This is a genomic window from uncultured Thioclava sp., assembly GCF_913064665.1.
GTDB lineage: Bacteria > Pseudomonadota > Alphaproteobacteria > Rhodobacterales > Rhodobacteraceae > Thioclava > Thioclava arctica.
In genome coordinates this window covers 27,433-40,255 of sequence record NZ_CAJYBT010000033.1, presented here as the reverse complement: position 1 = coordinate 40,255, position 12,823 = coordinate 27,433, and the positions used below count along the sequence as shown (strand labels likewise).

General features: G+C 57.5%; 14 protein-coding genes and 1 pseudogene. 4 read left to right on the top strand and 11 right to left on the bottom strand.

Features of this window, described 5'->3' with window-relative positions; all coding sequences use genetic code 11:
* Nucleotides 1-729: 729 nt before the first annotated feature.
* From QZ571_RS13630 to QZ571_RS13615, 4 genes are all read left to right on the top strand, one after another.
* Nucleotides 730-1,143 carry an FMN-binding protein gene (locus tag QZ571_RS13630; RefSeq protein WP_295535857.1) on the top strand — a complete coding sequence of 138 codons (414 nt, stop codon included), beginning with the start codon at nucleotides 730-732 and terminating at the stop codon, nucleotides 1,141-1,143.
* An 11-nt stretch (nucleotides 1,144-1,154) separates the two neighbouring features.
* Nucleotides 1,155-1,898 carry an FAD:protein FMN transferase gene (locus QZ571_RS13625; RefSeq protein WP_295535854.1) on the top strand — a complete coding sequence of 248 codons (744 nt, stop codon included), beginning with the start codon at nucleotides 1,155-1,157 and terminating at the stop codon, nucleotides 1,896-1,898.
* Nucleotides 1,898-3,415: a hypothetical protein gene (locus QZ571_RS13620; RefSeq protein WP_295535851.1), complete on the top strand. Its 1,518-nt coding sequence runs from the start codon at nucleotides 1,898-1,900 to the stop codon at nucleotides 3,413-3,415. The genes QZ571_RS13625 and QZ571_RS13620 overlap by 1 nt, the downstream gene beginning before the upstream one ends.
* Nucleotides 3,416-3,835: 420 nt before the next feature.
* On the top strand, nucleotides 3,836-4,081 hold the full coding sequence (locus tag QZ571_RS13615) for a hypothetical protein (protein ID WP_295535869.1): 246 nt from the start codon (nucleotides 3,836-3,838) through the stop codon (nucleotides 4,079-4,081).
* A 101-nt stretch (nucleotides 4,082-4,182) separates the two neighbouring features.
* On the opposite strand, the gene QZ571_RS13610 is transcribed toward QZ571_RS13615, so the two are convergent.
* The 11 genes and pseudogenes from QZ571_RS13610 to QZ571_RS13560 form a co-directional block, all read right to left on the bottom strand.
* Nucleotides 4,183-4,458: a hypothetical protein gene (locus QZ571_RS13610; RefSeq protein WP_295535866.1), complete on the bottom strand. Its 276-nt coding sequence runs from the start codon at nucleotides 4,456-4,458 to the stop codon at nucleotides 4,183-4,185.
* Nucleotides 4,459-4,486: 28 nt separating this feature from the next.
* A pseudogene (locus QZ571_RS13605) lies at nucleotides 4,487-5,337 on the bottom strand (IS5 family transposase).
* A gap of 105 nt (nucleotides 5,338-5,442) precedes the next feature.
* A complete protein-coding gene (locus QZ571_RS13600; protein WP_295535848.1) occupies nucleotides 5,443-5,826 on the bottom strand; it encodes a hypothetical protein in 384 nt (127 codons plus the stop codon).
* 3 nt (nucleotides 5,827-5,829) lie between these two features.
* Complete coding sequence (locus tag QZ571_RS13595; protein WP_295535846.1) at nucleotides 5,830-6,216, bottom strand: response regulator; 387 nt, start codon at nucleotides 6,214-6,216, stop codon at nucleotides 5,830-5,832.
* Nucleotides 6,207-7,094 carry a protein-glutamate O-methyltransferase CheR gene (locus QZ571_RS13590; RefSeq protein WP_295535844.1) on the bottom strand — a complete coding sequence of 296 codons (888 nt, stop codon included), beginning with the start codon at nucleotides 7,092-7,094 and terminating at the stop codon, nucleotides 6,207-6,209. The genes QZ571_RS13595 and QZ571_RS13590 overlap by 10 nt, the downstream gene beginning before the upstream one ends.
* The gene (locus QZ571_RS13585) at nucleotides 7,091-7,561 is read right to left on the bottom strand and encodes a chemotaxis protein CheW (RefSeq protein WP_295535842.1); all 471 of its coding nucleotides are present in this window, start codon (nucleotides 7,559-7,561) and stop codon (nucleotides 7,091-7,093) included. The genes QZ571_RS13590 and QZ571_RS13585 overlap by 4 nt, the downstream gene beginning before the upstream one ends.
* Nucleotides 7,562-7,565: 4 nt before the next feature.
* Nucleotides 7,566-9,773: a chemotaxis protein CheA gene (locus tag QZ571_RS13580; RefSeq protein ID WP_295535839.1), complete on the bottom strand. Its 2,208-nt coding sequence runs from the start codon at nucleotides 9,771-9,773 to the stop codon at nucleotides 7,566-7,568.
* 10 nt (nucleotides 9,774-9,783) lie between these two features.
* On the bottom strand, nucleotides 9,784-10,149 hold the full coding sequence (locus tag QZ571_RS13575) for a response regulator (protein WP_295535837.1): 366 nt from the start codon (nucleotides 10,147-10,149) through the stop codon (nucleotides 9,784-9,786).
* Nucleotides 10,146-10,421, bottom strand: a complete 276-nt coding sequence (locus tag QZ571_RS13570) for an STAS domain-containing protein (protein WP_295535812.1) — start codon at nucleotides 10,419-10,421, stop codon at nucleotides 10,146-10,148. Before QZ571_RS13570 ends, QZ571_RS13575 begins: the two co-directional genes overlap by 4 nt.
* 111 nt (nucleotides 10,422-10,532) lie before the next feature.
* Nucleotides 10,533-11,498 carry a glucokinase gene (locus tag QZ571_RS13565; protein WP_295535808.1) on the bottom strand — a complete coding sequence of 322 codons (966 nt, stop codon included), beginning with the start codon at nucleotides 11,496-11,498 and terminating at the stop codon, nucleotides 10,533-10,535.
* Nucleotides 11,495-12,823: a GH1 family beta-glucosidase gene (locus QZ571_RS13560; protein ID WP_295535804.1), complete on the bottom strand. Its 1,329-nt coding sequence runs from the start codon at nucleotides 12,821-12,823 to the stop codon at nucleotides 11,495-11,497. Before QZ571_RS13560 ends, QZ571_RS13565 begins: the two co-directional genes overlap by 4 nt.

Sequence of the window (12,823 nt, the reverse complement as noted above, 5' to 3'; positions counted from 1 at the left end):
AGCAGGTCCTCGGGGCGCTCAACGCCCTTCAGCAGTTCGTCCAGCAGTTCCTTGGAGATCGTCATGCATGCTTCCTTTCGATGAAGCATGGACCGGATCACTCATACACAGAAGATCTGACACTCTCAAATGTTTGCGCACGACGGGACCCGCGCGGAAGCCGGTTCATACCGATACGGCGAAGGATGCGCTGAATCTCGCGTTGATCCTTGATCATTGAACATCTCCTTCGCTCGAAACCTACGCGCTAAATGAAAATGTTCCGCGAGCAGCCGCACCTTACAATTTGCTGCGGCGTGCTCTCAAGGCGCCTCAAGGGGCTATTCAGAGAGACGCACGCCTGAACGCCGAAATCCATATCCGCATCGCGATCATGAAAGTTCCTCCGACATCGGCCTGCCACAATCGCTCGCATCGCAGGACGTCAGTGGGGAAAGGGGATGTCACGCCTCAAGCGTGAGTTCTGCAAAAGTGCCGTTCCCGATCCATAAAACCGCATACGTCTTGCAGTTGATTTGGGGAGTTAGAACTAAAGTTGCAGAGCCTCAGATTCAGTTGAAAATTCTCTAAAGCTCTTTTTTTTCAATCCGTTGCTGGCCAGCTTCAGGTTCGTGCAATGAATATCACGCAAGCGGGATTTGCGGGCGGCTGGTTTGCCTCTGACAGTCAACTTATCTGCGACATGCCTTCGCATAAGGCGTCGTCCCCAAGAAAAGTCATGAGGTTAAAATGCAAACCACTATTACCATTCGCACTCTCGCAGCCACTGCACTGGTCGTGATCTGGAGCGCTGGCAGCGCATCTGCGGGTCTGTTCTGGGCGCCCTCTGCCGCCACAAAAACGTCAAGCAGCGCGCTGCATTACCACGATGGCACCTATCGCGGCCCCTCAGTGCGCCAGTATTACGGATATGTTCAGGCCCAAGCCCATATCAAAAACGGAAAGATTGTCGCAATCGATATCCTGCGCTCTCCTACTGATCGGCGGACAAGCCGATACATCAATTCGATTGCCCTTCCGCGTCTGAAATCCGAAATTGTTCAGGCACAGAATACCCATGTTTCGAATGTTTCGGGCGCGACCTTGACGAGCGATGCCTTCCTCGCCTCCACGCACGCGGCTCTTCTGCAATCTCTGAACTGATCTGAGGGGATATGACCAAAATCACCCGGCTCATGATGGGAATGCCGATTTCCATAGACCTGCCTGATCTTGAAGAGACCGACCTGATCGATGAGGTCTTTTCCGAGTTCGCCAGAGTGGATGCACGCTTTAGCCCCTATCGCGATGACAGCGAGTTGAGCCGTCTCAATGCGGGGGCTTTGCGCGCCGATGAGATCAGCGCGCAGATGCGCGAAGTTCTCGAGATTGCCCGCGACATATCGGCTGAGACGGGCGGTTATTTCGACCCGCTGCGTCCGGATGGAGATCTCGATCCATCCGGGGTGGTCAAAGGTTGGGCGATCTTGCGTGCCGCACGCCAGATTGTGGCGGCAGGACAGACGAATTTCTGCGTGAATGCGGGGGGTGATATCCAATGTGCCGGCAAGGATGCGCATGGCGCGGACTGGCGGATAGGCATTCAAAGTCCGTTCAATCCAGATCACGTCGTCAAGGTGGTGACGCCGAAAGGGGGCGGCATGGCGACCTCTGGCAGCTATGTGCGCGGGAACCACATCTACAACCCGCATCAACCGTCCGAGCCTATAACCGAAGTCGTCTCATTGACTGTTATTGCTCCAGACGTTCTCACCGCTGACCTGCACGCGACCGCAGGTTTCGCAATGGGCGCACGCGGTATCTATCACATCGAGGCCATGGCTGGCCTTGAAGGCTATGCAATTGCCCCCGATGGCACTGCGCTGGCAACAACCGGTTTCAAGGAGTTTGTAGCCTGATGATGACCCTGATTTCACGCGTGCTGAATGGCACGACTATGTATCGCTTGATGATCTACTATCTCGGCGCATTGTTTGTCGCAGGTCTCGGCCTTGCTGTGGCCGGCGCCACGTTCATGACCCCGTCCTCCTTGCTATTCTCACTTGTCGTCACCTTTGTCAGTGCTTGGGGAACCAATCGTCTTTTCGGCTATGTCCTCAGGCTGCCGCTTAACGCGGAATCGGTGCATATCACGGCGCTGATCCTGGTGTTGATCATGCCGCCAGCAGTGCCGAGCGACCCGATGTCTATCCTTGGAGTTGTTGTAGCCTCAGTTGTGGCGATCGGGTCGAAATTCGTTCTGACCATCGGGCATAAGCATATCTTCAACCCGGTGGCGATCGGGGCTGTGGCGGCGGGCCTTTTGGTCAATCAGCCGGCGGTCTGGTGGGTTGGCGGCAGTCCGACCTTGTTGCCTTTGGTCGTGATCGGAGGGCTGCTGGTGACCCATAAGGTCCAGCGCCTCGGCATGATCGCCAGCTACCTTTTGGCAAATCTCGCAGCCGTTGTGCTGACGACCCCGCCAGAGATGCTGGGGATGGGGCTTCAGCAGGGCCTGATCTATTCGCCGCTGTTCTTTGCCGGTTTTGCGATGCTGACCGAGCCGCTGACCGCTGCGCATGGGCGCTGGTCGCGCCATATCTACGCGATCCTCGTTGGGGCGTTGTCCTCGCCCAATATTCACATCGCCAACTATTACTTCTCGCCCGAGCTCGCCTTCCTTGTGGCCAATCTCTACGCATGGGCGGCCAGCCCCAAGGGACGGTTCCGCCTCGAGCTTCTTCATGTCGAGCGTATCGCGGCTGATTGCTACGATTACGTCTTTCGGTCAGATCGGCGTTTGAACTTCCGCGCCGGGCAATATCTGGATTGGACGTTGGGCGTGCGCAAACCCGACAATCGCGGCAATCGGCGGACCTTCACCATTGCCTCGTCCCCGTCGGAAGATCACGTTCGTCTGGGGGTGAAATTCTACTCCGGTCCCAGCGCCTTCAAGCAACATCTGTGCGAGATGTCGCCCGGCGATGCTATTTACGGCTCACAAATCGCGGGAACGTTCACCTTGCCACGCAATCCGCGCCGCAAAATTCTGCTAATCGCCGGCGGGATCGGGATCACCCCGTTCCGCAGCATGATTCAGGATTTGCTCGACCGTGGCGAGCAGCGTGACATCATCTTGCTTTATGGCAATCGGCAGGCCGAGGATATTGCGTACATGCCGTTGCTTGCGCGTGCCGAGCGCGAGTTGGGGCTGCGAGTCATTCATGCTGTGTCACAAGCCGAGGCAAGGTTGGACAATCTTCATCCCGGTCGGATCGATGCGCAATTGATGGCGCGGGAAGTGCCCGATATCGCGGAACGCTATATCTATGTGTCGGGGCCCACCTCCATGGTATCGACCTTTCGCAAGGCCTTGCGCAGTTGTGGGGCATCGCGCCGCCGAATACACACCGACCTGTTCCCGGGATTTGGCTGACGGCGCGCGCTTAGAACAGCCGGTCGGCGCGGATGCGCACCCGCTCGCGCAGATGCGGGTAGCAGCGGATTGATGCAGGATAGTGCGCCCAAGTGGAAGGCGGTTGATGGGAAATTCCGCATAAAATCAGGCTTAGGACTTCGGTAACAGGGCCGTCCCAGTCAAGTGATTTTGCACATGGGCGGCCAGCCGCTGGTGTGCAGTTTTTACTTTGGTTCTTTCTAGGCCGCCCTGCTGTCACCACCGCCTTCGTTTGAGATCCTCCCGGGTGCATGCTTCGGTCCGTTGGCAGCGCCTGGCTGCCAACATGATGCTGGTTCAATGCAATTCCGACGTGCCCATCTCATTGGCGTGCTCGATTTGGATCGGCAACAGTCCTGACCACGGCATCATCGGAACCGCGTCCCTGGGGGGACCTCGATGGCCTGCTGTTCGGCAGACAACGGTTGGAAACTCAAGTCTTCAGGCTGCATGTGGCACGATCATGTCAGACTGGAAGTGGGTATCATCGATCCACATCCGATGAAGGATCACACCGATACGCCGGGCCAAGGCGATCATTCCCTGCTGGACGGCCTTGTGGGCACCGAGCACGGCACGGACTTCTTGCGCCGAAACGGATTTGCAGTGAACGGGCCGGAACCCGGCAAGGGACGGGTGCCTTGAAGGCCATGCCGATCAAGACGGACCGGCGAGACGCCGAGGGCATTGCGCGCCTGCTTTACCTTGGCTTGTTTCTATCCCCACAGCATCCATCCCCGCTTCAGTCAGGTCACGATGCAGCCACTGTGATAACGGATCGGTTGAAGACCGACCGCCGCAATTGTGCCATCCAAGTCATCCAGCCAAACCGCCAAAGCCGCAGGTTCACTCGGAGCCTCGGCTAACTTGATGATTTTGCCATGCTCGCGGATCACGCAGATCGAGGTTTTGGCCAGTGATACGTCCAGTCCTACAAACCGTCTTATCCCGTAGTCCTCCGTGTGGATCCAATACGGGAACGGCGACAGCTTGCCTCTTATCTTGCAAGCGGCAACGGGCATTACGCGACGCAGGCCCCGTTATAGCATCTCATCGCCAATAAATGAGGGTTGCAGCGAGGGCGATAACCGAAAGGAAGACCTTTGGGCAGCGATCATACCGCGTTGCAACGCGGCGCCAGTCCTAGAGCCTGCGAAACATGATCTCGATGTGGTTACGGTGTTTGTATCGCCGCTTGTCGTATTTCACGGGCGTCTTGCGTTGTCTGCGACCCTACATACAAGCGAGTATGCCCTTGTCTTTCAATGCTTCTCTAAACCAGTCGGCGTAGTATACGCGATCCGCTGTCCGGCAGCCGAGTCGCAGTTTCGAAGAGAGGGCCCGAGAAGCCACTCGACCTTTGGCGAATTGCTCAGTAATGCCCGCGCTCCGATGTAATCACTGACCTGGCCAGCAGTGACGCATAGACTGAGGGGCCGGCCCTGGCCGTCACGCACGGCATGCAGCTTGGTCCCTCTCGGGCCATTGCAGTGCATTGCTCTTCTGGGCAATGGAACAGTCGCCCACGCCCCCCCTTTTTCTCGCCTATATTTTTCGCGGTGCGGTGCATCTTGCACCGTCTCGTGATTTGCATGCAAACAACTGCCGGGCAGTGGATAGCGCTCGTCCGTTGCCCTCTCATTGATTGCGCAGCAGTTAATGAGAGGGAGTATGATCGGCCCCGGCACTGTCGCCTTGACCGCCAATCCTTCGAAGTTCCTGGCGAACACGCCCGTCCCGCTCCAGCGCTTGGTGAGCCTCTTGCGCGGGCCATTTTCCCTGGGCGCATTGTGCCACTTCAACCCATTGCGCTTGACGAATACTATCCCGCTCAAAACACGCCTGTCATCGACCCGTGGCTTGCCGTTGCTGTTCGGAAAATACGATCCACGCCGCTCCATCTGCTCGTCGGTCAGCCAGAAAAAAAGTTCATTATACTCCCCTCTAGATGGAGAGAGTGAAACACCTCGCAAAGGTCATCGCAAGCCGAGGAATGGGGCCTGAGCCTAAAGCCATATGATCTCACCATCATCTTCGCGTGGCATCACTTTTTTTTCGTGAGCGGGATTAAGGCTGTCAACCAACTCATGTAGACGCAGTCGCGACAATATTGGCTCTGCTTGCAGCGGTATGCCTTTGGGGATCTCGACCGCAACATCTGACATTAACCGCCCCAAATCCTCAAGAGATTGCGTGATACGGTCGATGCCTTGCAGGCCACGGATGACTTGTGCATCGGTATCAGCAGGCAAGGAGCAATTTGAAAGCGCTCGCTGCACATCCGTTGAAAGGCGCGCCAGTGTCTCAAGTTCGTCACCAACGCGCGCAGCCAGCGTATCAAGCGCCATTGCGTGACGCGACATTTGATCTTTTTTTTGGCGTGATTCCATTTTTTACAAACGCCCCACAACTGCTTCAATACAGGCTTTGAGCTCTTGTGGAGTGAACGGTTTTTTGAGGAAGTTATTCATTCCTAGTTTTCGTCCAGTCTCGATAATTTCACGATCTGCGCGACCAGTGATCAAGATAAATCCTACCGATTTCGATTTTGGGTGGGTGCGAAGAGCGTGTAGTAGTTGTAGCCCGTCCATACCCGGCATGTTGTAATCTGAGATAACCAAATGAACGGGCGACTTTTCGAGGATTTGCATTGCGCCGTGGCCGTCGGTTGCAGAGCCAACCTGGCGAACCCCCATCGCATCCAGCGCTTGGGTGATCAGTCCCCGACTGGTGGACATGTCATCAACGACCATAATACGTATCTGGTCTCTTAGGGCCATGTTGTGTCTCCGGACTTGGGGCCCGACTCGGGCAAGCGGTATGTAGTCACTCCGGCAGAGGTCAGTTGACTGCCAGGAACGGGTGTGATGCGTTCAGAATGCCCTAGGAAAAGCCAACCTCCTGGGGCAAGTTGGTTTTCAAATCTTTGCCAAAGTTTCGCTTGTGCTGGGGGATCGAAATAGATCACCACATTGCGACAAAAAATTACGTCGAATTTACCCGACATTGGCCATGGATTGTGCAAGTTCAATTCTTTGAACGACACCAGTTTCCGCAATGGCGCGATCACCTCGGCGCCGGCATCGCAGGCGCTGAAATACTTTCGTTGCAAGTCGGTCGGGATCGGTTCAATCGCCGTTTCGGGATAGATGCCTGAGCGTCCGCGAGCGATCATCAGGGGGTCAATATCCGAGGCAAGGATGCGGATGTCGAGGCGGTCGAAATCAGGCGCCAACTCCGCCAGAACCATCGCAATTGTATAGGCCTCTTGTCCGTTCGAACTTCCCGCCGACCAGATGCGCACCCGACCACCTGCACGCGCCCGCGCAATCAGCGGAGGCAGAGCATTAGTGCGCAACGTGTCAAAATGGTGCTTTTCGCGGAAAAAATGTGTCACATTTGTCGTAAGCGCTGAGATCATTTCACGACGTTCCGCGACACCCTCACTTGAGCGCACGAGTGCGATATAACTCGCATAATCATTAAGTTGCAGCGCGCGGAGCCGTTTGGCGAGGCGCGATTGCACCATTGACGTTTTTCCCGGTGCAATGACGATCCCGGCCGCTTCGTGCAAGATCGTGGCAATAGTATTCAGTTCTGCTTCGCTTGGTACAATCTGCCTGAGCGATCCGGGAGGGAGAGGAGTTTGCGTATTCATGCCGCCTCGACAGCGTCTTCGGGCAGAACCGATGCAAGATCAAGAACGCGGATCATCCGGCCTTCGACAATGGTGAGTGCCGAAATATAGCTATGTGCGGAGTCGGCGGCGAGATCGGGGGGGGGCTGCAAATCCGTGCGCGGCAAATTCAAAATGTCGGATACAGCATCAACAAGGAGCCCAGCGGTTTGTGCCCCCATCTGCACGACGATGATGACGTTGCGCGCATCCCCCATGACCGGAGCCATCCCAAGGCGCACAGAGAGATCCACAACCGGCAATACCGTGCCGCGCAGGTTAATCACTCCGCGTACAAAGTCGGGGGCGTGCGGCAACGGCGTTGCACGCGTCCAGCCGCGAATTTCGCGTACGGACATGATATCGACGCTGTATTCCTCTTCGCCAAGTCGGAAAGAAAGTAGTTCGACTTCAGAGGCGCTGGTTTTTTTGTTTGTGTTTTCAGTCATGGTCCTATCCTGCAAGGGCGATATCAAAGCCGCGGGTGCGACCAGATGCGTTTTGGACGAGGTCGGCGGGGTCGAGGATCAGGGCGATTTGCCCATCGCCAAGAATTGTGGCGGCAGCGACGCCTGGAATATGGCCGTAGGACTGTTGCAGCCCTTTGATGACCACTTGGCGCTGTTCCATGATCGCATCAACGACCAGGGCCGAGCGTTCGCCATCGTCTTGTGCTGTGAGCAAGACAATGCCGCCTTCATAGGATGATTTCGGTGCCCGGTAGCCGAGTTCTGCCCCGAGATCGTAGAGAGGGACGAAATCGCCGCGCACATGAATGACATTGGTCTGTGGCCCGAGCGATCGAATGTCGTCGCTCGTCAGTGTCGCAGTTTCGATAATGGCAGAAAGTGGGACAACCAGCGTCTCTCCTGCGACATTGATCACCATCCCATCAAGCACAGCGAGAGTAAGGGGCAGCGATATTGAGAAGCGGGTGCCTTTGCCGGGCTCGGACGTGATCGCAATCCGCCCGCCCAGCGCCTGAATGGAGCTGCGCACAACATCCATGCCGACCCCACGACCCGAAAGGGCAGAGATTTGATCCGCTGTTGAAAACCCGGGCAAGAAGAGAAGATTGTCGATTTCGCCATCAGACAGGTTTGCTTCGGGCGGTACCAATCCTTTGGAAATTGCTTTTTCCAAAACCTTTTTGCGATTGATGCCTGCACCGTCATCGGTGATCTCGATGACCACGCGGCCCGATCGGTGCTGCGCAGAGAGGGTGATGACCCCTTCACGCGGTTTACCGGCAGCTTCACGAATGTCAGGGGTCTCGAGCCCATGATCAACGGCATTGCGGATCATGTGGGTCAGCGGGTCTGCCAGCCGTTCAATAACCGTCTTATCGACCTCGGTCGCCTCACCTTCAGTGCGCAGGCGCACCTCTTTTGCCACGGCGGCAGATGCCTCGCGCACGATCCGGCCCATGCGCTGGAACAAAGGTTTCACGGGTTGGGCGCGGATCATCATGACGCTGTCTTGGATGTCGCGTGTGAGCATCATGAAGGCTTCGAGACCGGTCATCACCTTTGAATTTTGCGGCAATCCGGCCTCGGCGACGGATTGTGCCAGCATTGCCTGGTTGATCACCAATTCGCCCACAAGGTTCACCAGCCTGTCGATGCGTTCGAGATCGACGCGCACCGTAGCCCCCGGTTCAGCGGTTGCATTGGCTTGGGGGGCGCCCTTGAGTGGGGGGGTGACGGGGGCAGGGGCCGCGGCCGGGTTATCTGCGGGCGCAGTGTTGTTTGGCTCGGATTCAGGCGGCTCTGTTGGGACAATATCTGTAGGCGCGACGGAATTTGGGGGGGCTTCGACCTGTGGCGCTAGGTCCGCAAGGGACAAATTATCATCTGCTTCGGGCGTTGTCTGCGTTTCACGCGTCAGCTCAAGAGTGCAGACGTCTTCGACGAAATCGAAAACTTCGCGAATATCGCTTTCGTCCAACTCACCCGGGAGGGTTGCGTGCCAGCTTAGATAGGACTGCGGCGTATCGAGAGCGTCGAATTCTGGTAGCGCCGTCAAGTCGCATCGCACCGTTACATCACCCAATTCTCGCAAAGTGCGCAACAAATGCGCCGGATCATTTCCCGAAGCATAGAGAGCATCGCTGGGTGTAAAGGTCAGTGACCATGCGGCATCGTTTTCTGAAGCGCCGTCATCGAGCGAAGGCAGCCCAAAATCGCCGAACTCGGCATCGGTGATCCCCAGATCAAGGCTTAGCCCCATCGGTTGGAAATCGCTTACGTCCTCTTCGACCGGCGCAGGGAGCGCATCTCCCATCAACGCCTCTAGTTCTTGCAAGCAGGCCTCGGAGCCGTCGGGTTCGGGTAAACCATCGCGCGCGGCCGAAACTTGATCGGCTAGAAAATCGGCGGTGTGAAAAAACAATTTGAGCGAGTCATGGTCGATCTCGAGCCGCCCCGAACGCACCTCATCCATGACGGTTTCGTAGCGATGGGCAAAGGCGACCAGCGCATCAAGACCAAACGCGCCCGCGCCGCCCTTGATTGAATGCACAGCCCGAAAGACCACGTTGATCGTTTCACTGTCATAGTTACCCTCATCCATATCGGTGAGCGCATCTTGCAAGCTTTCGAGCAGCTCATCGCATTCAACAAAGAATGAGGCCTTAATTTCTGCCATCGGGTCCGTGGACATCGCTCTCTCCTTAGCCAGCGACCATATTGAGCGCTTTTACAAGTTTGCTTGGATCAAAGGGTTTTACGATCCAGCCCGTGGCCCCGGCAGCGCGTGCGCGAGCCTTCAACTCGGGGGCAGATTCGGTGGTGAGCACGAGGATTGGGGTTGCGCGATGTTTGTCCTGCCCGCGCACCGCCTCGATAAAGCCAAAGCCATCAAGGCGCGGCATATTTATATCGGAGATGATGGCGTCAGGCTCGATCCCCTCAAGAACCTCAAGCCCGTGCAGCCCGTCTTCGGCAAGATACAGTTCAAACCCCGCATCATTGAGCGCGAGCTTGAGCATGTCACGAATTGTGCGGCTGTCATCGACCGCGAGAACTTTCAGGCTCATGCGGCCTCCGTGGATTGCAAATCGTTGAGGGACACGCCGAGATGATCGAGCGCGGCGTTGAAAGACTCTGATCTCGGGGTGATGCAGAACGAATGGCCCGATTGGCGCCATTGTGCCGCGGCCGCCGCCAGTACTTGCAAGCCAAGCCCGCCGAGCAGCGTCACGCCCCCTGCGTCCAGCTCAAGATCGCCGCCTTTGCGCGCGCTGATGGTTGCGCCAAGGTCTGCGACAGTGGACAGGTCGAGCTTGGCCGGGAGCACGAGCGCGCTCATCGGCTGACCTCGACAGTCTTTGTGAAATGTTGACGCACGAGCATCCCCTTTCATACGGTGATGAAAGAGGTTTAGCGCCCAGCGGTTAAAATAGGCTTGACGGAATTGGAATTATTGCGCGGCGATCCGCGATTGGCAAAAAGCGGCGCAACCATGCAGCGCTGCGTAGTCATCCTCGATCACATAGATCGGGAAAGCCCGCAGAAAGTCCGAGAACCGACCCTTGGCATGCATCGCCGCGCGAAAGCCGAACTCTTCAAGCCATGGCACCACGCCGCGTGCAGCACCACCGATCAAGTAAATGCCGCCAAAAGGCAGATGCGTCAGCGCCAGATCCCCGACCACACGGCCCAAGGTCTGCACGAACATCTGACCCGCCGCGCGCGCAGTGGCATCACCGCGCGAGATTGCGGAAAGGATTTCAATTCCCGGCACTGTGGCCTCGTCTTGGCCCGCCATATAAGCATAGAGCCGCTCCAGTCCGCGCCCGGACACGACATGCTCGATGCTGGCGAAATCATGCTTGGCCTCAAGGTAGCGCTTGAGGGCGAAATCTTCGTCAGACTGACAGGGTAGGGTGGTGTGACCTGCTTCCGAGGGCGGCACGACGCGCCCGCCGGGGCCCTCATGCACGGGGGCTGCATTAAACCCGGTGCCCACCCCGACCACAAGACGCGCCGCATCGGCGCGCGCTGGCTGTCCAGGCACCAGCAAACGCAACGCATCTGCCGCCAGATGGCCCAGCGCATGGCCCTGTGCCTGCAGATCGTTGAGCACAAAGACCTGTTCGGCCCCGGTGACGCGCGCAATATTTTGCGCCTCGATCACCCAGGACAGGTTGGTCATGCTGGCCACATCATCGCGCACAGGCCCGGCCGCCGCCACGCAAGCCCCCGCCAGATCATGAACGTTCTCAGCCGCTATATAGTCGGCCAAAATCTCTTCGAGCGAGGCACGCCCGCTATTGGAATAGCGCTTGATCGAGGCGGGCAGCATCTTCTTGCCCAGCGCCAACGCCACGCGGGTGTTGGTGCCCCCGATATCGGCCAGCAATGTATAGCGATCTTCCGTGCTCATGAGCCTGTCCTCAGCGCGTTTTTCCACGCCAGATAGGACGCTTTGGGGGTACGCTGCAAGGTTTCGAAATCGACATGCACCAGCCCAAAGCGCTTTTCATAACCCAAAGCCCATTCGTAATTGTCCATCAAGGACCACGCCATATAGCCCTTCACCGGCGCGCCGTTGGTGATAGCGGTTTGAACCGCCTTGAGGTGATCTGCGTAATAAGCGATGCGCGCGGGGTCGTGGACGGCGCCTGCGCTGACCTGATCGGGCGAGGCCATACCGTTCTCGGTCACATAGAGCGGCAAATCGCCGGTATAATCGCGCGCAACTCGGGTCAGGAAGTCTGACAGGCCTTGGGGGTAAATCTCCCATCCCATTGCGGTTTTGGGCAGCGGACCTTCGACCTCGTGATGGGCGGGCCAAGCGCCGCCGCAGGGTGCGATCCGCTTGCAGGTATAGTAATTGAGCCCGAACCAGTCGAGCGGCGTCTGGATGGTGGCGAAATCATCCTGCCAGCCCTTGGGCATATGGGGGGCGAAACTCTCCATCACCTCATCGGGATAGGCGCCCTTGAAGATACCTTCGACGAAGAATCGGTTGTAATAGGCGTCATACAGGCGCGTAGCGGCTTGGGTTTCGGGGCTGTCATCGGCGGGCAGGGCGGCTTCGAAATTGCAAACTGCGCCGAGGTTGGTCATGCCATTGCTGCGCATCACCTGTGTCGCCGTGCCATGCGCCAGCAGGACGTGATGCATCGCATGCGCCGTCGCGCGGATGTCGCGCAGGCCCGGAGCGTGGTGGCCCAGAAAATGGCTAAGCCAGCCGACGCACCATGGCTCGTTGATCGGGGCAGCCGACCAGAGGCGATCGCCCAGACGATCCGCGATGACTTGCGTGAAATCGCCAAACCAGCCCGCGATATCGCGGTTTTGCCAGCCTCCTAAAGCGGCCAACGTCGAAGGCAATTCCCAGTGATACAGCGTCAGCGCCGGTTTCAACCCGCGCTCCAACATCCCATCGACCAGCCGGTCGTAGAAATCGAGACCCTGCGCATTCACCGCGCCGCGCCCCTCGGGCATCACCCGCGCCCAGGAGGTCGAAAAACGATAAAGATCAAACCCCGCGCCCGCGATCAAATCGAGGTCTTCTTCCCAGCGATTGTAGTGATCACAGGCCAGATCACCATTTTCAGCGCGGACCACATTGCCCGGCGTGGCGGCGAAGGTGTCCCAATGGGTGGAACCGGCACCGCCTTGGGCATGGCCCTCGATCTGATAGGAAGAGGTCGCAACCCCGAATTGAAAATCTTTGGGGAAATCAGCGCGTTTGGGAAGCAT